The sequence below is a fragment of the Streptomyces sp. NPDC002588 genome (assembly GCF_040295925.1).
Taxonomy (GTDB): Bacteria; Actinomycetota; Actinomycetes; order Streptomycetales; family Streptomycetaceae; genus Streptomyces.
The window spans coordinates 43,484-65,839 of record NZ_JBEOWF010000047.1; the positions used below are offsets into that span (position 1 = coordinate 43,484).

The 22,356-nt window shown below is 71.2% G+C and carries 16 protein-coding genes; 15 read left to right on the top strand and 1 reads right to left on the bottom strand.

The window, feature by feature from the left end; all coding sequences use genetic code 11:
* Window positions 1-25: 25 nt before the first annotated feature.
* The 11 genes from ABT057_RS39180 (at window position 26) to ABT057_RS39230 (ending at window position 16,658) form a co-directional block, all read left to right on the top strand.
* On the top strand, window positions 26-436 hold the full coding sequence (locus ABT057_RS39180; RefSeq protein WP_352348696.1) for an arsenate reductase ArsC: 411 nt from the start codon (window positions 26-28) through the stop codon (window positions 434-436).
* 169 nt (window positions 437-605) lie between these two features.
* A complete protein-coding gene (locus ABT057_RS39185) occupies window positions 606-1,400 on the top strand; it encodes a TIGR03936 family radical SAM-associated protein (RefSeq protein ID WP_352348697.1) in 795 nt (264 codons plus the stop codon).
* 277 nt (window positions 1,401-1,677) lie between these two features.
* Complete coding sequence (locus ABT057_RS39190) at window positions 1,678-5,826, top strand: Rne/Rng family ribonuclease (RefSeq protein ID WP_352348698.1); 4,149 nt, start codon at window positions 1,678-1,680, stop codon at window positions 5,824-5,826.
* A 218-nt stretch (window positions 5,827-6,044) separates the two neighbouring features.
* The gene (rplU, locus tag ABT057_RS39195) at window positions 6,045-6,365 is read left to right on the top strand and encodes a 50S ribosomal protein L21 (RefSeq protein WP_007381993.1); all 321 of its coding nucleotides are present in this window, start codon (window positions 6,045-6,047) and stop codon (window positions 6,363-6,365) included.
* Window positions 6,366-6,379: 14 nt separating this feature from the next.
* Window positions 6,380-6,634 (top strand): 50S ribosomal protein L27, encoded by a 255-nt coding sequence (gene rpmA / locus ABT057_RS39200; protein ID WP_073807354.1) that lies wholly within the window; start codon window positions 6,380-6,382, stop codon window positions 6,632-6,634.
* Between the two features lie 132 nt (window positions 6,635-6,766).
* Window positions 6,767-8,203 (top strand): GTPase ObgE, encoded by a 1,437-nt coding sequence (gene obgE / locus ABT057_RS39205; RefSeq protein WP_352348699.1) that lies wholly within the window; start codon window positions 6,767-6,769, stop codon window positions 8,201-8,203.
* Between the two features lie 230 nt (window positions 8,204-8,433).
* The gene (locus tag ABT057_RS39210) at window positions 8,434-9,981 is read left to right on the top strand and encodes an alkaline phosphatase D family protein (RefSeq protein WP_352348700.1); all 1,548 of its coding nucleotides are present in this window, start codon (window positions 8,434-8,436) and stop codon (window positions 9,979-9,981) included.
* 102 nt (window positions 9,982-10,083) lie between these two features.
* A complete protein-coding gene (locus tag ABT057_RS39215) occupies window positions 10,084-11,271 on the top strand; it encodes a hypothetical protein (protein ID WP_352348701.1) in 1,188 nt (395 codons plus the stop codon).
* A 237-nt stretch (window positions 11,272-11,508) separates the two neighbouring features.
* Complete coding sequence (locus ABT057_RS39220; RefSeq protein ID WP_352348702.1) at window positions 11,509-13,008, top strand: D-ribitol-5-phosphate cytidylyltransferase; 1,500 nt, start codon at window positions 11,509-11,511, stop codon at window positions 13,006-13,008.
* Window positions 13,009-13,174: 166 nt separating this feature from the next.
* Window positions 13,175-15,238: a CDP-glycerol glycerophosphotransferase family protein gene (locus ABT057_RS39225; protein ID WP_352348703.1), complete on the top strand. Its 2,064-nt coding sequence runs from the start codon at window positions 13,175-13,177 to the stop codon at window positions 15,236-15,238.
* Between the two features lie 187 nt (window positions 15,239-15,425).
* Window positions 15,426-16,658 carry a glycosyltransferase family 2 protein gene (locus ABT057_RS39230; protein ID WP_352348704.1) on the top strand — a complete coding sequence of 411 codons (1,233 nt, stop codon included), beginning with the start codon at window positions 15,426-15,428 and terminating at the stop codon, window positions 16,656-16,658.
* Between the two features lie 22 nt (window positions 16,659-16,680).
* Here the strand turns inward: ABT057_RS39230 and ABT057_RS39235 are convergent, their stop codons facing one another.
* On the bottom strand, window positions 16,681-18,066 hold the full coding sequence (locus ABT057_RS39235; protein WP_352348705.1) for a polysaccharide pyruvyl transferase family protein: 1,386 nt from the start codon (window positions 18,064-18,066) through the stop codon (window positions 16,681-16,683).
* Between the two features lie 245 nt (window positions 18,067-18,311).
* Here ABT057_RS39235 and proB point away from each other — a divergent pair, with 245 nt between their 5' ends.
* The 4 genes from proB (at window position 18,312) to ABT057_RS39255 (ending at window position 22,268) form a co-directional block, all read left to right on the top strand.
* Window positions 18,312-19,418 (top strand): glutamate 5-kinase, encoded by a 1,107-nt coding sequence (gene proB, locus ABT057_RS39240; RefSeq protein ID WP_352348728.1) that lies wholly within the window; start codon window positions 18,312-18,314, stop codon window positions 19,416-19,418.
* 176 nt (window positions 19,419-19,594) lie between these two features.
* Window positions 19,595-20,122, top strand: coding sequence for a DUF8830 family protein (locus ABT057_RS39245; protein ID WP_352348706.1), 528 nt, complete (start codon window positions 19,595-19,597; stop codon window positions 20,120-20,122).
* A gap of 118 nt (window positions 20,123-20,240) precedes the next feature.
* Entirely contained in the window at window positions 20,241-21,527 is a 1,287-nt protein-coding gene (locus tag ABT057_RS39250) for a glutamate-5-semialdehyde dehydrogenase (RefSeq protein ID WP_352348707.1), read from the top strand.
* Window positions 21,528-21,692: 165 nt separating this feature from the next.
* Window positions 21,693-22,268 carry an SCO2584 family spore wall biosynthesis protein gene (locus ABT057_RS39255; protein ID WP_352348708.1) on the top strand — a complete coding sequence of 192 codons (576 nt, stop codon included), beginning with the start codon at window positions 21,693-21,695 and terminating at the stop codon, window positions 22,266-22,268.
* The last annotated feature ends 88 nt before the right edge of the window (window positions 22,269-22,356 follow it).

The following is a 22,356-nucleotide window of genomic DNA, read 5'->3' on the forward strand; positions in this document are numbered from 1 at the left end:
CACCCGTCCGAGGAAAGACACCGTCATGAACGACTCCCCCCAGCGTCCTTCTGTCCTGTTCGTCTGCGTGCACAACGCCGGGCGGTCCCAGATGGCTGCCGCCTTCCTCACCCACCTCGCGGGGGAGGAGGTCGAGGTCCGTTCGGCGGGTTCCGCCCCTGCCGACGCCGTCAATCCGGCGGTCGTGGACGCCATGAAGGAGGTGGGCATCGACATCTCCGCCGAGACCCCGAAGGTTCTGACGGCCGAGGCGGTGCGGGCGTCCGACGTGGTCATCACGATGGGGTGTGGTGACACCTGCCCCGTCTTCCCGGGGAAGCGGTACCTCGACTGGCAACTCGACGACCCGGCCGGCCAGGGCGTCGACGCCGTTCGCCCGATCCGCGACGAGATCGAGCGGCGCATCCGTGCTCTGGTGGGCGACCTGATCCACTGAGCGGTTCGTGTCCGGGGAGCCACGGGAGAGGGAAGCGGTGCTCCGGCGGGAACCGGGGCCGCTCGGCACACGTACTCTTGATAGCAGTACGACCGCTCTCACGAAACTCACGAAGGACTGAACGACACTGGGCAAGCGACAGCCCGAAGGTCCGCCGCCCGCACCCGCTGTGCAGCGCATCCGACTGCGTTACACGAAGCGCGGCCGCCTCCGGTTCACCAGCCACCGTGACTTCCAGCGCGCCTTCGAGCGCGCGTTGCGCCGTGCCGAGGTGCCGATGGCGTACTCGGCGGGGTTCACGCCGCACCCGAAGGTGTCGTACGCCAATGCCGCACCCACCGGCACGGGCAGTGAGGCGGAGTACCTGGAGATCGCGCTCACCGTGGCGCGCGACCCGGAGAAGCTGAGGCTTCTGCTCGACGAGTCGCTGCCCACCGGGCTCGACATCGTCGACGCCGTCGAGGCCCGTACCTCGGGTCTGGCGGACCGGCTCACGGCCTCTCTGTGGGAGCTGCGGCTCGACGGAGTGGACCCGGCCGACGCCGAACGAGCCGTCCGGGCCTTCGACGCCGCCGAGTCGGTCGAGGTCCAGCGCATGACCAAGAACGGCATGCGCACCTTCGACGCCCGCCCGGCGGTCGTGCGGCTCGAAACGCGGCAACCCGAAACACGACAACTTGAAACACGGAGTGAAACGGCTGATAGGCCGACCGACCAGCCCTGTGCGATACTGCGGCTGGTTGTTCGGCACGTGACGCCTGCCGTACGACCCGACGACGTCCTGTCCGGTCTCCGCGCCGTGGCCGACCTGGCGCCGCCGGTCCCCGCAGCGGTGACCAGGCTGGCGCAGGGGCTGCTCGATGAAGAGACCGGCGCGGTGACCGACCCGCTCGCGCCCGACCGCGAGGCAGCCGGGGCCGACACAACGGCCGATCCGACTGCCGCCGCGAAGGCGCCGGTGTAAGGAAGGTCCCCCACAGGGACGGACGTCGTAGCGCCGCCCTCGGACTCGGGAGCCACCTGGGTCGGGCAGCGCACCGACCACAAGACTTTCGCCAGGCCGTGCGCAACATGGCGTACGGAACCGGCGAGACAGGACACAGAGAGCTCCCGTGCGGCGCCCGCACCCCGGACGGCGGCACCGCGCGTCGCGTGAGCCGCGGACGTCAACGGAGACCGATCCCTCGTGATCGGCGCCGGACCAGTGCGGCGCCCGGGAGCCTGACGGGAGATACACCCGCATGCTCGAACCGACCGAACCCACCCAGGGTTCCGAAGACCAGAACAACAGCCCCAGCGACACCCTGCCGCCGCGTCGTCGGCGCCGTGCCGCTTCCCGCCCGGCGGGTCCGCCGGCCGGCACCGGCGAGGCCCCGGCCGAGATCACCGCGCCGGCCATACCGGCCGTGGAGACCGCCGAGCAGCTGGCGGCAGAGGACATCACGGTCGAAGAGGCCGAAGAGACGGAAGAGGCCGTTGTGACCGCAGAGGGCGCAGAGGCCGCAGAGGCCGCAGCAAGCACACAGACCGCAGTGGACACGGAGGCCGAAGCGGCCGCCGAAGCCGCTCCCGCGCCGCGTACACGGCGCCGCGCGACGCGCCGGGCGTCCGCGCCCGCCGGGGCTCCCGTGCCGGGCGAGGCCGCTGAGACCGCCGAGACCGTGGTGCCCGCCGCCGCCCCCGCGGCCGAGGCCGCCGAGGAGAGCGCGCCGGTCGCCGAGGTGACCGAGGCCGCTCCCGCGCCCCGTACCCGCCGCCGGGCCACCCGCCGCGCCTCCGCCCCGGCCGGGGCTCCGGTGCCGAGCGAGGCCGCCGCCGTCGAGGAACCCGCCGCCGAGGTGCCGGCCGAGGCCGGCTCCGCGCAGGCCGCCGAGGAGCCGCCGGCCGCTCCCGCGCCGCGCGCCCGTCGCAGGGCCACGCGCCGGGTGACCGCGCCCGCCGAGGCCACGGCCGGTGCCGAGACTTCCGAGGCCGCCGCCCGGACCCTCGTCGAGGCGGAGGTCCCCGAGGACAAGGCCGCCGAGGACAAGGCCGCCCAGGACAAGGTCTCCGACGGACCCGGCTTCCAGACCGCCGTCTCCCAGGCCCCCGCCGAGGAGGACGCCGGTGGTCGGCGGCCGCGGCGGCGGGTCGTGCGCCGTGCCGCCGTCGGGTTCTCCGCGCCCGAGCCCGTGAAGGGCAACGGCGAGGGAGACGCGCCGCGTCGCCCCGCTCGTCCCGCGGTCGCCGTGTTCCAGGCGCCCGTGTTCGCCGAGCCCCAGTTCCAGACGCCGCAGCGGGCCGCCGCGGAGGCCGCCGCCGCCGTGACCGAGGAGCCCGAGGAGGCCGAGCCCGAGGCCGTCGTGGACGTCGTGGAGGAGCCCGCGGAGACCGCGGCGGAGGAGTCGGCCGGTTCGCGCCGTCGCCGTCGCCGCCGGGGCGCCGCCCCGGCCGAGGAGACCGGGACCGCCGCCCCGTCGTCGCCCGCCGCGCCCGTCGCCGAGGAGGAGCCGGAGCCCGAGGAGGCCGAGGAGCCCGCGGAGGACACCGCCGACGGGGACGACGAGACCGAGGAGACCGGCTCGCGCCGCCGCCGTCGCCGCGGGGGCCGCCGCCGTCGCAGGGGCGAGGCCGCCGACGGTGAGGACGCCGAGTCCGAGGAGTTCGCCACCGAGCAGGCCGGGCAGGACGCCGAGGACACCGCCGAGCAGGACGACGAGGACGCGGAGGACGCCGAGGACGCGGACGACGCGGCCGGGGGCTCGACCGCGGGCAGCCGTCGTCGCCGGCGCCGTCGTCGCCGTGCCGGTGACACCTCCGCCGACGCCGAGCCGGGCGACGGCGACCCCGAGCGGACCGTCGTCAAGGTCCGGGAGCCGCGCAAGCCCAGCGAGCCGTCCGACGAGGTGCAGTCCATCAAGGGCTCGACCCGGCTCGAGGCGAAGAAGCAGCGCCGACGGGAAGGCCGTGAGCAGGGGCGCCGACGCGTCCCGATCATCACCGAGGCCGAGTTCCTGGCCCGCCGCGAGGCCGTCGAGCGGGTGATGGTCGTCCGGCAGAGCGGTGAGCGCACGCAGATCGGCGTCCTGGAGGACGGCGTGCTCGTCGAGCACTACGTCAACAAGGAGCAGGCCACCTCGTACGTCGGCAACGTCTACCTGGGCAAGGTCCAGAACGTGCTGCCGTCGATGGAGGCCGCCTTCATCGACATCGGCAAGGGCCGCAACGCGGTGCTCTACGCCGGTGAGGTCAACTTCGAGGCGCTCGGCATGGCGGGCGGGCCGCGCCGCATCGAGGCCGCCCTCAAGTCGGGCCAGTCGGTCCTCGTCCAGGTGACGAAGGACCCGATCGGGCACAAGGGCGCGCGTCTGACCAGCCAGGTCTCGCTGCCGGGCCGCTACCTCGTGTACGTGCCCGAGGGCTCGATGACCGGCATCAGCCGCAAGCTGCCCGACACCGAGCGGGCCCGGCTGAAGACCATCCTCAAGAAGATCGTCCCCGAGGACGCGGGTGTCATCGTGCGCACCGCCGCCGAGGGCGCGAGCGAGGACGAGCTGCGCCGGGACGTCGAGCGGCTGCAGGAGCAGTGGGAGGACATCCAGAAGAAGGCCAAGAACGGCAACGCGCCGACGCTGCTGTACGGCGAGCCGGACATGACCGTCCGGGTCGTGCGCGACATCTTCAACGAGGACTTCTCCAAGGTCGTCGTCAGCGGCGACGAGGCCTGGTCGACGATCCACGGGTACGTCTCGCACGTCGCCCCGGACCTCGCCGACCGGCTGTCGAAGTGGACCTCCGAGGTCGACGTCTTCGCCACGTACCGGATCGACGAGCAGCTCGCCAAGGCCCTGGACCGCAAGGTCTGGCTGCCCAGCGGCGGTTCGCTGGTGATCGACCGGACCGAGGCGATGGTCGTCGTCGACGTCAACACCGGCAAGTTCACCGGCCAGGGCGGCAACCTCGAGGAGACGGTCACCCGGAACAACCTGGAGGCGGCCGAGGAGATCGTGCGCCAGCTGCGGCTGCGCGACCTCGGCGGCATCATCGTCATCGACTTCATCGACATGGTGCTGGAGTCCAACCGGGACCTGGTGCTGCGGCGCCTCCTGGAGTGCCTGGGCCGCGACCGTACGAAGCACCAGGTGGCGGAGGTGACCTCGCTGGGGCTCGTGCAGATGACCCGCAAGCGGGTCGGCCAGGGCCTGCTGGAGTCGTTCTCCGAGACCTGTGTCCACTGCAACGGGCGCGGTGTCATCGTCCACATGGAGCAGCCGACCGCCGCCGGTGGCGGCGGTGGCGGCAAGCGCAAGAAGCGCGGTCGTGGCGGCGACGCCCATGAGCACGAGCACGAGGCCGCCGTGGCCACCGAGGTCGCCGAACCGCTGGTGAGCCTCGACGAGGAGGCCGAGAGCGAGGCCGAGGTCGCCGCCGAGGTGGCCGAGCCGGTCGCGCTGTCCGCCCCCGACTTCGCCCTGGACGAGGAGCTGTACAGCAGCGTCGCCGAGGCGGAGGCCGCGGCCTCCCGTGGGCGCGGCCGTCGCAGGAGCGGCCGCCGGGCGTCCGCTCCGGCCGGTGCGCCGAGGGGCGGCGGGTCGCGCAGGTCGGGCGGCTTCGAGGCGCCCGCGGACGCGTCCGTCGAGGCGGCTGACGAGGTGTCCGCGGTGGTGCCCACCGCGCAGGACGTCACCGCCGAGGCGGAGGCCGAGCGGCCGGTGCAGCCGGCCGAGGCGGTCGCCGCCCAGGCCGAGCCGGTCGCCGTGGAGGACCCGGTCGTCGAGGCTCCTGCCGCGCAGGCGCCCGCCGCCGAGGCCCCGGCCGTCGAGGAGGCCGCGCCCAAGGGCCGTACCCGGCGGCGCGCCACCCGCAAGGTGTCCGCGCCGGCCGGTTCGCCCGCCGGGGCCGAGGCCGCCGTCGTGACGGTCGTGGAGTCGGCACCCGCCGAGGCCGAGGCCGAGGCCGCCGCGGTGGAGCAGCCCGAGGCCGAGCCGGCCGCCGAGGTCGCCGAGAGTGCGGCTCCCGCCCGCCCGCGGCGCCGTGCCGTGCGCAAGGCCACCGCGCCGACCGCGTCCGACGAGGCGGCCGTCGTGGTCGTCCCGTCGGCCGCCGCGGACGGCACCGAGGCCCCCGCGGCCGAGCCGGTCGCCGAGGCCGAGGCGGCGCCCGCCGCCGAGGAGCCGGAGGCCGCTCCGGCCAAGAAGACGGCCGCCCGCAAGACGGCCAAGAAGGCCACGGCGAAGAAGGCCGCGACCACCGCCACCAAGAAGACGGCGGCCGCGAAGAAGACGGCGGCGAAGACGACCGCCGCCAAGAAGACCGCCGCCAAGAAGACGACGGCCAAGAAGGCCGCGTCGAAGAAGACCGTGGCGGCCGAGCAGAGCGTGTCGAGCGTCTCGGCCTCGACCGAGGAGTGATCCGGCCGACGGCCCCCCGCCCCGGGGCGGGGGGCCGTCGGCTCGGTTTGACCCCTTCGTGGCAGGCCACGTAGTCTTGACCGTCGGCGTGTCCTCGAGGCACGCCACATCCCCGTAAACCTCATCCTCCAGGGCGCTGGGTGCCCCGGAGAGGCCGCCCGCATGCCGGTCGGCTGGACTGCGGGGGTGCCGTTCCCGAGCGAGAGAGTGAGATCCGCGTGTACGCCATCGTGCGCAGCGGTGGTCGCCAGCACAAGGTTGCTGTCGGCGACATCGTTGAGGTTGACAAGATTTCCACTGCCAAGGTTGGCGACACGGTCGAGCTCTCGACCCTGCTCGTTGTCGACGGCGACGCTGTGACCAGCGACCCGTGGGTGCTGGCCGGCATCAAGGTCCAGGCCGAGGTCGTGGACCACCACAAGGGCGTCAAGATCGACATCCTTCGCTACAAGAACAAGACCGGCTACCGCCGTCGTCAGGGCCACCGCCAGCAGTACACGGCGATCAAGGTCACTGAGATCCCCGCGGCTGCGAAGTAAGGGACTGAGGAGAAATGGCACACAAGAAGGGCGCATCGTCCACCCGGAACGGTCGCGACTCCAATGCCCAGCGGCTCGGCGTGAAGCGCTTCGGCGGTCAGGTCGTCAACGCGGGTGAGATCCTGATCCGCCAGCGTGGCACCCACTTCCACCCGGGCGCCGGTGTCGGCCGCGGTGGCGACGACACGCTGTTCGCGCTGCAGGCCGGTTCGGTGCAGTTCGGCACCCACCGCGGCCGCAAGGTCGTGAACATCGTTCCGGTCGCCTGATTCGTCAGAGTCGGCTGATCGGAAGCTTTCGCGAGGCGGACCTCACTTCCCGTGCGGGAAGGCGGGTCCGCCTTTCGCGTGTTAGGCAGTAAGACACATCCGTATGTTTTCGCAGTGCTGGAGGCACCTACCATGACCACCTTCGTGGACCGCGTCGAACTGCATGTCGCCGCGGGTAACGGAGGTCACGGCTGTGCCTCCGTCCACCGTGAGAAGTTCAAGCCGCTCGGCGGCCCCGACGGGGGCAACGGCGGGCGCGGCGGTGACGTCATCCTGACCGTCGACCAGTCGGTCACCACGCTTCTCGAGTACCACCACTCCCCGCACCGCAAGGCCACGAACGGCAAGCCGGGCGAGGGCGGCAACCGGTCGGGCAAGGACGGTCAGGACCTGGTCCTCCCCGTGCCGGACGGCACCGTCGTCCTCGACAGGGCGGGGAACGTGCTGGCGGACCTCGTCGGACACGGCACCTCCTTCGTCGCCGCCCAGGGCGGCCGCGGCGGTCTGGGCAACGCGGCGCTCGCGTCCGCCCGCCGCAAGGCGCCCGGGTTCGCGCTGCTCGGCGAGCCGGGCGACCTGCACGACGTCGTACTGGAGCTGAAGACCGTCGCGGACGTGGCGCTCGTCGGATATCCGAGTGCCGGCAAGTCCTCGCTGATCTCCGTGCTCTCCGCAGCGAAGCCGAAGATCGCCGACTACCCCTTCACCACCCTCGTGCCCAACCTCGGTGTCGTGACCGCCGGTTCGACCGTGTACACCATCGCCGACGTGCCGGGTCTCATCCCGGGCGCCAGCCAGGGCCGGGGGCTCGGTCTCGAGTTCCTGCGGCACGTGGAGCGGTGCAGCGTGCTGGTGCACGTCCTGGACACGGCGACCCTGGAGTCCGACCGCGACCCGGTCACCGACCTCGACATCATCGAGGAGGAGCTGCGGCAGTACGGCGGGCTGGGCGACCGTCCCCGGATGGTCGTCCTCAACAAGATCGACGTGCCGGACGGCAAGGAACTGGCGGAAATGGTGCGGCCGGACCTGGAGGCGCGCGGCTACCGCGTCTTCGAGGTGTCCGCCGTCGCCCACCTCGGGCTCAGGGAACTGTCCTTCGCGCTCGCCGACCTGGTCGGGAAGGCGCGGGCGGCCAAGCCCCAGGAGGAGGCCACGCGGATCGTCATCCGGCCCAAGGCCGTGGACGACGCCGGCTTCAGCGTCACGCTCGAGGACGAGGGCCTGTTCAGGGTCCGCGGCGAGAAGCCCGAACGCTGGGTGCGGCAGACCGACTTCAGCAACGACGAGGCCGTCGGCTACCTCGCCGACCGGCTCAACCGCCTCGGTGTGGAGGAGGAGTTGATGAAGGCGGGCGCCCGGGCCGGCGACGGTGTCGCGATCGGTCCCGAGGACAACGCGGTCGTCTTCGACTGGGAGCCGACCGTGATGGCCGGTGCGGAGATGCTGGGCCGGCGCGGTGAGGACCACCGCTTCGACGCCCCGCGGCCCGCGAGCCAGCGGCGCCGGGACAAGCAGGCTGAACGGGACGAGGCGGCAGCGGAGTTCGAGGGCTTCGAGCCCTTCTGAGCCGTCAGCATCGGGACCCGCCGCGGTAGGTGCGCGGCGGGTCCTTCGCGCACCCGCCCTCGCGCCCTGTTCTTCCCCCCTCCCCTTCCCTCTTTCCTTCCCGCTCTCCGGCTCCCTCGCTTTCGTCTTCTGTTTGACATGTACGGGAGCTTTTCCGTTCAGCGTTCTGACTGGTTGTCCATGCCACCTTTCTTGCGTCCGACCTGCCCGCGACGCAAGGGAGTTCACCGATGGCCGCCGGATCCCCCGACCGCCGCCGCTTTCTGACCGCCGGTGCCGCCGTCGTCGGCGCCGCGGCCGCCGCGCAGCTCTGGCTCCCCACGGCCGCGAGCGCGGCCCAAACCCCGCTGCCCGACGGCGTGTTCAGCCTCGGTGTGGCCTCCGGTGACCCGCTGTACGACGGTGTCGTGCTGTGGACCCGGCTGGCGCCTGACCCGCTGCACGGCGGGGGCATGCCCGAAGAGACGGTCTCCGTGCAGTGGGAGATCTCGACCGACGCGAAGTTCGGCAAGTCCGTCCGCCGCGGCACCGCCCAGGCCCGGCCCGAGTACGGGCACAGCGTTCATGTGGATGTACGAGGACTGCTGCCGGGTCGCGTCTACTGGTACCGCTTCAAGGCCGACGGGCAGATCTCGCCGGTCGGCCGTACCCGTACCGCGCCCCACCCCCTGAGCTCCGGCGCCTCCCTGCGCCTCGCGCTCGCCTCCTGCCAGAACTGGCAGAACGGCTACTTCACGCCGTACGCCGACATGCTCGCGCAGGACCCGGACGTCGTCCTCTTCGTCGGCGACTACATCTACGAGTCCGCGCCCTCCTCGACGGCGGTACGGCGGCACGAGGGCAGCGGGGAGCCGTACACCCTCACCCAGTACCGCAACCGGTACGCCCAGTACCGCAGCGACCCGGACCTGAAGCGGATGCACGCCCGCGCGCCCTGGGTGGTCACCTTCGACGACCACGAGGTGGACAACGACTTCGCCGGGGAGATCCCGCAGGACCCCGACAAGCAGTCGCACGACGCGTTCGTGACGCGGCTGACCGCGGCCTACCAGGCGTACTACGAGCACATGCCGGTGCGGGCCACCTCGATCCCCTCGGGGCCGCACATCCGCATGTACCGCAGCCTCCAGTTCGGACAGCTCGCCAAGCTCAACGTGCTCGACACCCGGCAGTACCGCAGCGACCAGGTCACCAGCCAGCAGGCCGCGCAGGACCCCGCGCTCACCATGCTCGGCGCCGACCAGAAGAAGTGGCTGCTGAAGTCGCTGCACGGTTCCCCCACCCGCTGGAACCTGGTCGCCTCGCAGATCATGATGGCCGAGACGGACATCCTGCCCGGCGCGGGCAAGCAGTGGTACTACGACGCCTGGGACGGCTACCAGGCGGAACGCAACGCCCTGCTCAAGGAGTTCGCGTCGGTCCGCAACCCCGTGGTGCTCAGCGGCGACCGGCACCTCACCATGATCAGCGATCTGAAGCGGGACTTCGCCAAGCCCTCCTCGGCGGTCGTCGGCGCCGAGTTCGTCGGTACGTCGATCTCCAGCAACGGAGACCAGGACCAGGACGCCTTCCACGCCCAGTTCGACCCGCTGCGGGCCGACAACCCGCACTGGAAGCTGATCGACGCCCACCGCGGCTACCACCTGTTCGACATCGGCCGCAGCGCCATCGACGCCCAGGTCCGGATCGTGTCCACCGTCGTCCAGCCGACGGCGACCGCGAGCACGCTCGCCAGGCTCCGGGTCACGGACGGCAAGCCGGGTGTCCGCACGGTGTGAAACCTGAGAGTGTGAATTCGGTGTGACCGGAGCCTGGGACTCATCTGTGTCCCAGGCTCCTCTCAGCGTGCCCTCAGGAACTCCTCTTACCGTCCCTTGACCATGGAGACGGACTGTACGAGAGACGACGCCCCGGTGAACGGCCCCGCGGATCCCGCTCCGCTGCCGCCCGGCACCCGCCTGCTGCACATCGGCCCGCACAAAACGGGCACCACCGCTATCCAGGGCGCGCTGTTCGCCGTCAAGGACGAGCTGCCGGCGTACGGCGTCGCGTTCCCGGCGGCCAGCAGACACCCCATGGAAGCCGTGCTCGCCGCCTGCTCGCGGGGCGGGATGATGGGTGACGCCACGCCCACCGAGCGGCACTGGGCGAAGCTGCTGGAGCTGGTGGCGGCCACCGGGCGGAAGACCTCGGTGGTCAGCAGCGAGTTCTTCGCCGACGCTCCCGACGACGACACCGTCCGGCGGGTCGTCGACCAGCTAGGCGGCGACCGCGTCCACGTCCTGGTCACGCTGCGTCCGCTGGCGCGGATCATGCCCTCGCAGTGGCAGCAGTACGTGCAGAACGGGCTGCGCATGGGCTACGAGAACTGGCTGCACCACATGCTGCGCAAGGCGCCGTACGAGCAGCCCAACCCCAGCTTCTGGCGGCGCCACCGGCACGACCGGCTCATCGAGCGGTGGGTGCGGGTGGTCGGCGCCGACCGGGTCACCGTCGTCGTGGTGGACGACCGGGACCGGGAGGGGCTGCTGCGGACCTTCGAGGCGCTGCTCGGACTTCCCGAGCGTCTCCTGGGGCCGGTTCCGGACACGGCGAATCGGTCACTCACCCTCGCCGAGACCGAAATGCTGCGGAATCTCAATAAGGAATTCCGCGGCAATGGCCTTCCGGACGAGCTCTATTCCAAGCTCATTCGCAACGGCGCGGTCATGCATATGAAGAACGCGTGCAGTCCGACGTCACGGGACGTGAAGATCTCGACACCCGACTGGGCCCTCGAGGCGGCCGCGGAGATCGGCGCCGAGATGGCCGGACGGATCGCCGGGATGGGTGTACGTGTCATCGGCGATCCGGGACTGCTGTCCACCGTACCGGAACCGGCCACGCGCAAGGCGGCGGCCGAGGCCCGGATGGCGCCCGAGGTGGCCGCTCAGGCCCTGTACGGGGCACTCGCCGCGGCGGCCGGGACGCCGGCCCGGCCCGCGGTGCGCGGGGTGCACCAGACGTCGTCGAAAGAGCTCGTACGGGTACTCGGACACCGATGTCTGAAGCGTCTGCGCCGTCGCTGAGGCCGTTTGCCCACAGGAGTGCCGTCACTCTCAGGTACGAGATGCCCCCTGTGGAGTTACTCACAGGATTTCCGGGGGGCATCCTCGCTGCTTCTTCATGCGTCTTACCCGTCACCAGCAGTGCAAGATGAATGGCGGGTGGCGTGCACATATGCAGCGAAGGGCGCTCACCTTGCATCGCGGTAACCGCAAGTGGGATCATTTTCCCGTTCCCTGTCGCCCCAAGGTAGGTCCTCTGTGTCCCAGCACATAGCCAAGCCCCGTACCACCGCAGTGATCCTGGCCGGTGGCACCGGCCAGCGCGTGGGTCTGTCGATCCCCAAGCAGCTGCTGAAGATCGCCGGCAAGGCAGTCATCGAGCACACCCTGACCACCTTCGAGAAGGCCGACTCCGTCGACGACATCATCGTGCTGATGGCGCCGGGCTACGTCCCCGACATCGAGAAGATCGTCGCCAAGGCCGGATTCAAGAAGGTCTCCAGGATCATCGAGGGCGGTTCCACGAGGAACGAGACCACCGAGCGCGCCATCAGCGCCCTGGGCGAGGGCCTGGCCGACGGCGAGGACGTCAACGTCCTCTTCCACGACGCCGTACGCCCCCTGCTCTCGCAGCGCGTCATCGACGACTGCGTGGCGGCACTCGAGCGCTACCAGGCAGTCGACGTCGCCATCCCGTCCGCGGACACCATCATCGTGACCCGGACGCACGGCGAGGACGGCGAGTTCATCACCGAGATCCCGGACCGCTCCCGGCTGCGCCGCGGCCAGACCCCGCAGGCCTTCAAGCTGTCCACGATCCGGCGCGCCTACGAGGTGGCGGCGAACGACCCGAACTTCCAGGCCACGGACGACTGCACGGTCGTGCTCAAGTACCTGCCGGACGTGCCGATCCACGTCGTCGCGGGCGACGAGTACAACATGAAGGTCACCCAGCCGGTCGACGTCTTCATCGCCGACAAGTTGTTCCAGCTGGCCTCCACCGCAACCCCCGAGCCGTACGGCGAGGAGGTCTACCGCGAGCTGCTGACCGGCAGGACCGTCGTCGTCTTCGGCGGCTCCTACGGCATCGGCAAGGACATCGCCGAGCTCGCCGAGTCCTACGGCGCCACCGTCTACGCCCTCGGCCGCTCCACCACCGGCACCCACGTGGAGAACCCGGAGGAGGTCGACGACGCCCTGTCCAGGGCGTACAGCGAGTCCGGGCGGATCGACTACGTCGTCAACACCGCCGGGGTGCTGCGCATCGGCAAGCTGGCCGAGACCGACAACGCGACCATCGAGGAAGCCCTCAAGGTCAACTACCTGGCGCCGGTGCAGATCGCCCGTTCGGCCTACAAGTACCTGGCCGAGACCAAGGGCCAGCTGCTGCTGTACACCTCCAGCAGCTACACCCGCGGCCGCGCCGAGTACAGCCTCTACTCCTCGACCAAGGCCGCCATGGTGAACCTCACCCAGGCGCTGTCCGACGAGTGGGCCGGCGACGGCATCCGCGTGAACTGCGTCAACCCCGAGCGCACTGCCACCCCCATGCGCACCAAGGCCTTCGGCCAGGAACCGGCCGGCAGCCTGCTCTCCTCCGAGGCCGTCGCCCGCACCTCGCTCGACGTGCTGCTCTCCGAGCTCACCGGGCACGTCATCGACGTCCGCCAGCAGGACCCGACGGCGGCCGCCGGCAAGGCCTCCGGCTTCGAGGCGGCGCTGGCCTCGGTGCTCGACCGTCAGGACGGCGTGGCATAATCTGCCACGAATAGCCATCTGAAATTCAGGCCTCTGTGGCTCCCGGTTTCCGGAGCATTTCGCAGGGGCCTGAGTTCGTAGCGCATTTTTCAGTCATTTCAGCTATTTCAGGGTTTTCAGCACTTTTAGGCTTATGACCGGCACCCCTCCCAGAGCAGGTTCCTCCGTGATAACCACTGCTATTCGCGTCGCCCGGGTGGGCAGTGCGGCCGAGCTGGCCGCGGCGGCCCTCATGATGCTGGGCTTCCCGGCCCTCATGCTGGCCGCGCTCGTCCCGAGCGTGCCCGCCTTCGCGGCGGCGGCCGCCGTGACGTACCTGGCGGACAACTACCTCCACAACAAGGGCAGCTACCTGATCAGCAGGCTCGGCAGGGTGCGGGCCGGTGTGTCCACCCGCTTCCTGATCAGGGAACTGCTGGTGGTCCTCCTGCTCGCCCGCATGGGGCTGTCGGAGGAGCCGGTCTTCTACGCGGCGATCGCCTGCTTCATCACCTTCTTCGGTCTCCAGGCCCCGCACGGCACGCTGACCACGCTGATCCGCAACCGCCGCAAGATGCCGGTCGTCACCCGCAACGTCGACCTGGCCTCCCGGATCCGCATCCCGGACGCCCCGCCGCGCTTCCTGCTGGAGCGGGCCGGCGAGAAGATGCTCCACCTCGACGTCGCGGCCGTCGCCGGCCTGGTCGTGTACGCCTTCGCCGAGTCCGTCCAGGCCGCCGCCTTCGCGGGCGTGGGCCTGACCCTGGCCCTGGGCACCCTGTACATCGTCGTCCTCACGCCGTACCTGCGCGCCAGGAAGGTCCCGCCGAACGACGACACCGTGCTCGAGTCGGTCAGCGACTGGCTGCGCGAGTACCGCCCGGAGACGCTGCTGTACTTCTCCGGCTCCAAGGACTCCGCCTACCAGGTCAACATGTGGCTGGAGACCATGGAGCAGCTCGACAGCAGGCCGCTGATCCTGCTGCGCGAGCGCGTCATCCTGCAGAACCTGGCACCCACCACGGTCCCCGTCATCTGCGTGCCCGGAGGGGTGCACCTGATGAACATGGACCTGTCGATGGTGCGGGTCGCCCTGTACGCGGCGAACGTCGGCAAGAACATCCACCTGCTGCGCGTACCCACCATGAAGCACGTCTTCATCGGCCACGGCGACAGCGACAAGCTCGCCAGCGTCAACCCGTTCAGCAAGGCCTACGACGAGGTGTGGACCGCCGGCCGCGCGGGCCGCGACCGCTACGCCATAGCGGACGTCGGTGTCCTGGACGCCGACATCGTCGAGGTGGGCCGCCCGCAGCTGGCGCCGATCCGGAGCACGCAGGGCACGCCCGCCGACCGGATCCCCACCGTGCTGTACGCGCCCACCTGGGAGGGCTGGGACGGCAACCCGGGCAACACCTCGATCATGCTGGCCGGCGAGACCATCGTGAAGAAGCTGGTGAAGGCCGACCCGCCGGTCCGCGTCCTGTACAAGCCGCACCCCTTCACCGGCACGGTCCTCGCCGCGGCCGGCGCCGCGCACCGCCGGATCACCGCGCTGATCGAGAAGGCCGCCGCCGAGCGGGCCGCCGACCCGCGCTTCCAGGCCGACCCGGCCGCCCAGACCGCCGCCAAGGCCGAGCTGGCCCGGATCGAGGCCCGGCTCGCCGAGCTGGCCGTCACCGTCGACCCCAAGGGCGACGAGGCCGTCGGCACCCGCGACGGCGTGGTCGACGTCACCCGGCACGAGGAGGCCGCCCGGCTGCGCGCCGAGTGGAACGACGCCTTCTGGCGGTCCTTCCCCTCCTACGAGCACCGCGTCATCGAGGGTGCCGAGCCGCGCCTGTACGACTGCTTCAACGTCTCCGAGGCGATGGTCTCCGACATCTCCAGCGTGGTCTCCGACTTCATCGCGAGCGGCAAGCCGTACGCGGTGACGGACTCGGCGGAGCTGGGCGTGGAGGAGTTCAAGCGGCAGAACACCGCGGTGCGCGCCGCCGTGATCCTCTCCAACAGCGCGAGCGAGCTGCCGGCGCTGCTGGACGCCGTCCGCGATCCGGCCGCCGACCCGCTGGCCGAGGACCGGGGGGAGCTCAAGGAGTACCTGCTCGGTCCCGACGAGCCGACCTCCCTCGAGCAGTTCAACACCGCGATCGCCAATCTCGCCCTCAAGGCCGAGGCCCGCAACGTCGGCCAGGAGTCCCGCGCGGCCGCGGCGGAGCTGCCGCCCGGTAAGGGGGTCACCGCGGGCTGACGCCCGTACGCCACCGCGGCTCAAAGGCCCGGCCCCCGGAGACCGACCGTCTCCGGGGGCCGGGCCTTCGCGTTGTCTGTGACCTGGGACACGGTTTGAAACCTGAGCAACCCTCGGATCCCGTCAACCGTCTATCGGGTTGCCGAAAAGTGGATGAGGGGGAACCGTTGCGTGATGAGAGGGAAAAGTGACTCTTGCGCAGCCTGACGTCACGGTGGTCATCGGGGCGTACGAAGCGATGCCGTACCTGGTCGAGTGCCTGGCATCGGTGGAGGGACAGAGCCTGGGACCGGGGCGGGTCGAGGTCATCGCCGTGGACGACGGCTCGCGGGACGGCACGGGGGAGTACCTGGAGGAGTTCGCCGCCCGCACCCCGCTGGCGGTCACCGTGATCCGCCAGGAGAACTCCGGCGGCCCCAGCGGCCCGCGCAACGTCGGGCTGGACCGGGCCACCGGACGGTACGTCTTCTTCCTCGACGCCGACGACCGGCTCGGGCCGGAGGCGCTGGAGCGGATGGTCGCCATGGCCGACCGCAACGGCACGGACGTGGTCCTGGGCCGGGTCGAGGGCGTCAACCGGAGCGCGCCCAAGTCGATGTGGCGCCGCAACGAGGACCGCACGGACGTCTTCTCCTCCAACATCAAGTTCACGCTGAGCGCGCAGAAGTTGTTCCGCCGGGAGTTCCTGGAGCGGCACGGCATGCGCTTCGACCAGTCCCTGTGGACCGGCGAGGACGCGCTGTTCACGATGGAGGCCTATCTGCGGGCCGACGGCGTCTCCGTCGTCGCCGACTACACCTGCTACTACCTGGTGGGCCGCGACGACGGCAAGCACGTGACGAAGAGCGGCAGTTACACCCTGCGCTTCGACTCCGCGCGCGCCCTGATGGGCCTGCTGGAGCGAATGGTCCCGGCCGGCCCCAAGCGGGACGTGCTGATGGTCCGCCCCTTCCTGGTCACGGTGCTGCCGCAGTTCGGGCCGGTCTTCCTGCGCCAGGACGAGGAGATCCGGCGCACCAAGTTCGAGCTGGCCGAGCCGCTGATGGACGCCTACTGGAACGAGGGCGTGGCCCAGCGACTCAAGGTCCACGAGCGGCTGCGCCTGCAGCTGGTGGCCATGCGGCGGCCCGAACTTCTCGTGGGCGTCCTGGAGTTCATGAAGGCGAAGCGCGAGCCCGAGCCCGTCCTGAAGAAGGGCGGCACGCAGCTCTACCTCGCCTACCCGTACTACCGCTCCCGCGAGGCCGGTGTTCCCGACCGCGTCTACCTCGCCGAACCGCGCGAGGCCAAGGCATACCCCGGCTGGCGGCAGGCCCCGGCGGAGACCTTCCTGCGCGGCGCGACCCGCAAGGTGCGGCGGAGGATACGACGGCTGCGGAAGCGGATGACGGGGCCGCCGCGGGGGGCCGCGGCGGCCTGACCGGCGCTGTTCTCCGCGCGGCCTACTTCGACGGCTTCAGGGCGCGGCGCAGCGGGCCGCCCACAGCGCGTCGCGCCCGGCGGTACATCGAGGGCGCGGGGACGACCTTCGGGCCGCCCGCCCTGGCCTTCGTCAGCTCGCGCTGCAAGTGCGCGTTGTCGGCGTCCAGTTCGGTGATGCGCTGCTGCAGCCAGCCGAACCGGCTGGTGAGCGAGGCGAGATCGGCGTCGTTCCACGGGCGCACGCCCGCCGGGAACTTCAGCGCGCGCAGCTGTTTGTCGAAGGCCTGGCCGCCGTCGCCGTGCGTGAAGGTGTTCTCCAGGCCGTTCTTGTCGAGGAAAGCGGTGAAACGATCGAACCGCTCCCGGTGGTTGCCGGTCAGCGCGCCGAAGTCGGCCTCCTCGTACAGCTCCGCCGGATCCAGGTCGGCCGGCACCTGGTCGAGCTGCCGGTAGGGGATCTCGAAGTAGCGGCACAGCTCCAGCGTCCGCGAGTCGCCGCACAGCACGGTCGCGGGCGTGCCCGCCAGCAGCGCCGCGATGTTGCCGTGGATGCGCGAGCCGAACGAGAAGTCGTACTCCCTGAGGTCGTCGATCCAGGTGACGGGGTCGACGTACACCCGGACCTTGTCCTCCCGGTACATCGGGTGGTCGGGGTGGGTCGGCATCTGCCTGACCCGGCCGGCCGCGGAGTCGACGTCCCGCCAGTGCAGCTGCCGTGCGTCGGTGAGGTTCTGGCCGATGAAGCGCAGGTTCGGGTAGTGCGCGTGGGTACGGGTGATGATCTTGTGCAGGCCCCCGCCGCGCACCGCGCTGTGCGAGCCGTTGATCGCGATCGGCGAGTCGGCGGTCAGCGCCGGCACCCGCTTGGTCACCTCGAGCCGGTCGCCGTACAGGAAGAGCGAGGGGCAGCCGATGACCTCGACGTCCTTGAAGCCCATGTCGGTGAGGTACTTCGCGGTGAACTCGCCGCGCACCCCGATGGAGGCGCTGCGCTCCAGCACCGCCGAGACGAACGCCCGCACCGAGGGCTCCATGGCCTTCAGTCGCGCGGGGTCGTTGTCCAGGCCGGTCTGCGCGCCGACGCCCAGCACCACGACCGGGATCCTCAGTTTGGAGATGAGCCGCGTCAGCCGGCGCAGGGCCGCCTCGAAGGAGGGCCGGAAGGCGTTGGCGAGCGGGACGACGAACGCGTCGTACTCCTCGTTGATGCGTGCGGCCGAGGCGCCGTCCGAGCGCATCCCGTTGGAGACGACCTCGGCCCGGCCGGGCACGGTGAGGATCTTGTGCGCGGCGTCGCTGAAGATCAGATTGCCGGCGTTGGTGGCTATGACGTCGCGGTGGAGGGCTTCCTCGACGGGGACCACGTCGAAGGGGCTCTTCCCCGACCTGAGGAGTATGCGCTTCACAGGGCGAACTGTAGGTGACACAAACTTCAAAATAAATTTGTGTGGTCTTCAGATTCCATACGGAACCCGTACAACCTTTTTGCCGTACGCAACCCGTGAGCAAACCGTTACAGGAGTGGCGCGGCGGAGGCGCTGTCCGGGGACTGGAACCGACGCGCGGCCGCGGGGCCCGTTCGCGTAGATTGCCAGGGAGTCGGCGCGTTGTGTAAGGGGCGAAGAACAAGGTGGCAGGGGCAAGACAGGCCGTGGGCGAGGCCCGCAGGATCGTCGTCAAGGTGGGATCCTCCTCACTGACCACCGCCTCCGGCGGCCTGGACGCCGACCGGGTCGACGCGCTCGTCGACGTCCTCGCCAAGAGCCGCAGCGGCGGGGAGCGGGAGATCGTCCTCGTCTCCTCCGGCGCCATCGCCGCCGGTCTCGCCCCGCTGGGCCTGCGCCGCCGCCCCAAGGACCTCGCCCGCCAGCAGGCCGCCGCCAGCGTCGGCCAGGGCCTGCTCGTCGCCCGCTACACCGCCTCCTTCGCACGCTACGGCGTCCGCGTCGGCCAGGTGCTGCTGACCAGCGACGACATGAGCCGCCGCGCCCACCACCGCAACGCCTCCCGCACCCTCGACAAGCTGCTCGCGATGGGCGCGTTCCCCATCGTCAACGAGAACGACACCGTCGCCACCGACGAGATCCGCTTCGGCGACAACGACCGCCTCGCCGCCCTCGTCGCCCATCTCGTGCACGCCGACCTGCTAGTCCTGCTGTCCGACATCGACGGCGTCTACGACGGCGACCCCAGCCGGCCCGGCACCTCCCGGATCGCCGAGGTACGGGGACCCGCCGATCTCCAGGGCGTCGAGATCGGCAGCGCGGGCAAGGCGGGTGTCGGCACCGGCGGCATGGTCACCAAGGTCGAGGCCGCCCGGATCGCGGCCGCGGCCGGCATCCCCGTCGTCCTCACCAGCGCCGTCCACGCGGCCGACGCGCTCGGCGGCGGCGACACCGGCACCTACTTCCACTCCACCGGCAAGCGCTCCGCCGACCGGCTGCTGTGGCTGCAGCACGCCTCCACCCCGCAGGGCTCGCTCACCCTGGACGACGGCGCGGTGCGCGCGGTCGTCGACCGGCGCAAGTCGCTGCTGCCGGCGGGGATCGCCGCCGTCGAGGGCGAGTTCGTCGCGGGCGACCCCGTCGAGCTGCGGGACACCGCCGGACACGCGGTGGCCCGCGGCCTGGTCAACTTCGACGCCAAGGAGATCCCCCTGCTGATCGGGCGGTCCACGCGTGAGCTGGCGCGCGAGCTGGGCGCGGAGTACGAACGGGAGGTCGTCCACCGCGACGACCTGGTCGTCCTTCACCCCTGAGGCCGTCGAACGGCTGTCTGCGGACGGCCTCGAACGGTCCGTACCGGTGGGGGACGTTCCGTGAAACCGCCCCATGGAGCCCGGCAGCCTGCTCAACTTTGTCTCAGTGACAGAGGTCTCGGTGACCGGGGCCCGCGGGACACGTTCCGCACGAGCGCTGCGTAAAGGAGGCCGTCGTGAGACGAGTGCGCCCTGGGGTGGCAGCGGCCCGCGGGAGTACGAGCCCCGAACCGGACACCGGGACCGGATCGGCGGGCGAACGGGCCCTGACCAGCGTGGCCGCGGGGGAGCGCTACCGGGCCGAGGAGCGCGAGGAGAGCCGCGAGGAGAGCGAGGGATCCGGCGGCGCCCGCCCCCGCGACGTCTCGCGGCTGTGGCACGTCACCCTGAGCGTCTCCGGCGAGGAGGCCCCCCTCGGGGAGGTCCGGCGCGCCCTCGAACAGCTCGCCCACGACCACCCGTTCCTCTTGACCAGCAGATACGCCCACGATCATGCCGAGATCCGGTACTGGGAGGAGGCCCGTGACCTGCACGACGCGGCCGCCGTCGCCCTGCGCCTGTGGGGCGAGCACCGCCAGACGGCCGGGCTGCCGCCCTGGGAGATCGTCGGCCTGGAGGTCATCGACCGCCAGACCTACCACCAGCGGATAGCCGAGGGCTACGGACCGGCCCCGGCGACGCCCGTAGGGGTCCATCCGTTCTGACCCCCTTCCGTGCGCCTCGCGGCGCGTCCCGTCGAGGGTCCCGTCGCGGGTCTCACCGGATGTCTCGGGGTGTGGAACGAACCGTGGACGTCCCGGCCCGGCGCACTACCCTTCCCGTATGACCACGCTCTCGCCGTACGACTCCATGTCCCCGGTCACCCAGGCCGCGTACCGCGCCAAGGCGGCCGCCGCCGACCTCGCGCCGCTGCCCAGGGCCACCAAGGACGACGCGCTGCTCGCCATCGCGGACGCGCTGGAGGTCCGCACGAGCGAGATCGTCGAGGCCAACGCCAGGGACATCGCCAAGGCCCGCGAAGCCGGCACGGCCGAGTCGGTCGTCGACCGGCTGACCCTCACCCCCGAGCGGGTGCGGGCCATCGCCTCCGACGTCCGGGACGTCGTCGCGCTGCCCGACCCGGTCGGCGAGGTCGTCCGCGGCTCCACCCTCCCCAACGGCATCGACCTGCGCCAGGTCCGCGTCCCGCTCGGAGTCGTCGGCATCATCTACGAGGCCCGCCCGAACGTGACCGTGGACGCCGCCGCGCTCTGCCTGAAGTCCGGCAACGCGGTCCTGCTGCGCGGCTCCGCCTCCGCCTACGAGTCGAACACCGCCCTCGTCCGGGTGATCCGCGACGCCGTGGGCGGCGCCGGGCTGCCCGCCGACGCCGTACAGCTCGTCCCGGGCGAGAGCCGGGAGTCCGTGCGCGAGCTCATGCGGGCCCGCGGGCTGGTGGACGTACTGATCCCGCGCGGCGGGGCCTCCCTCATCCGGACGGTCGTCTCCGAGTCCACCGTCCCGGTGATCGAGACCGGCACCGGCAACTGCCACGTCTACGTCGACGCGGCCGCCGACATCGACATGGCGATCGACATCCTGATCAACTCCAAGGCCCAGCGGGTCAGCGTCTGCAACGCCGCCGAGACCCTCCTCGTCCACCAGGACATCGCGCCCGAGTTCCTGCCCCGCGCCCTGGACGCCCTCGCCGGGGCCGGCGTCACCGTGCACGCCGACGAGCGGGTCATGGCCTACGCCAAGGACTCCGAGGCGACCGTCGTGGAGGCCACCGCCGAGGACTGGGAGACGGAGTACCTGTCGTACGACATCGCGGCCGCCGTCGTCGACTCCCTCGACAAGGCCGTCGAGCACATCCGGCTGTGGACCTCCGGTCACACCGAGGCCATCGTCACCACGTCGCAGCAGGCGGCCCGCCGCTTCACCCAGCTGGTCGACTCCACCACGGTGGCCGTGAACGCCTCCACCCGCTTCACCGACGGCGGCCAGTTCGGCTTCGGCGCGGAGATCGGCATCTCCACCCAGAAGCTGCACGCCCGGGGCCCGATGGGCCTGCCGGAGCTGACCAGCACCAAGTACATCGTCACCGGCGACGGGCACGTACGGCGCTGAGACAGCCCGCCCCCACGGCCTCCGGTCCACGCCACGGCCGGCCCCTGTCCGGCCCCCGTCCGGCCGCTCCGGCTCGGCCGAACGGGGGCGTGACAGGCGTCTCATCAGGCGGATGAATTTCCATACCGTCTGCCCAAATTGAACCCCCAGGTCTACTCTGGAACCGTGCCGGAGGACGTGGGGGGCATGCCGTTCCCTGACGGCTGGGAGCCCGACGACGACCACGACCGCGGGGTGTCGGACGAAGAGTTCGCCTCCGTGGTCTTCGACGAGGCCTTCGTACAGGCGGCTGTGGTGCACGAGCCGACCGCCGTCGAACGCCTCCTGGCCGCAGCCGAGGCGAGAGCCGAGGCCTCCGAGGCCGAGGCCCGCAGAGCCCGCGCCCGCGGCGACCGCTACGACGACCCCTACGGGCCCGACGGCACCGGCCGTTTCGGCCAAGATCCGGACTTCGACGACCTGGACGACGCCGACGACCTCGACGGCCGCTTCGGCGCCGCCGGGCCGTACGGCAAGCAGGTCCGCTGGCACCGCCCCGTCGCCTGGATGCTCGCCGTCGTCATGGGCGTCGGTATGGTCGCGCTGGCCTTCGCCGCCGTCTACCGCGGGGCCTCCTCCGGCAGCCGGGACCAGGTGCCGTCGCCCGCCAGAACCGGCCTCGAACAGGGGAGCACGGCGCCCCCGTCCGCGTCCGCCTCTCCCTCCAGGCCACCCGTCTCGGCGGTTCCCCGCACGCCCTGAGGTTCCGGCACGAACCTGGTGAGAACCTGTCAGAACTTGGCGCGCAGCGGGGCGTTTACCTGGGGTCCTCACGACCTACTCTGAAAGT

Bases quoted from the DNA above. Each gene is read 5' to 3' on its own strand.
- ABT057_RS39210 (WP_352348700.1), top strand. From the start codon at position 8,434: ATGGCCGCCGGATCCCCCGACCGCCGCCGCTTTCTGACCGCCGGTGCC.
- ABT057_RS39250 (WP_352348707.1), top strand. From the start codon at position 20,241: ATGACCACGCTCTCGCCGTACGACTCCATGTCCCCGGTCACCCAGGCC.
- rpmA (WP_073807354.1), top strand. From the start codon at position 6,380: ATGGCACACAAGAAGGGCGCATCGTCCACCCGGAACGGTCGCGACTCC.
- obgE (WP_352348699.1), top strand. From the start codon at position 6,767: ATGACCACCTTCGTGGACCGCGTCGAACTGCATGTCGCCGCGGGTAAC.
- ABT057_RS39215 (WP_352348701.1), top strand. From the start codon at position 10,084: ATGGAGACGGACTGTACGAGAGACGACGCCCCGGTGAACGGCCCCGCG.
- ABT057_RS39190 (WP_352348698.1), top strand. From the start codon at position 1,678: ATGCTCGAACCGACCGAACCCACCCAGGGTTCCGAAGACCAGAACAAC.
- ABT057_RS39180 (WP_352348696.1), top strand. From the start codon at position 26: ATGAACGACTCCCCCCAGCGTCCTTCTGTCCTGTTCGTCTGCGTGCAC.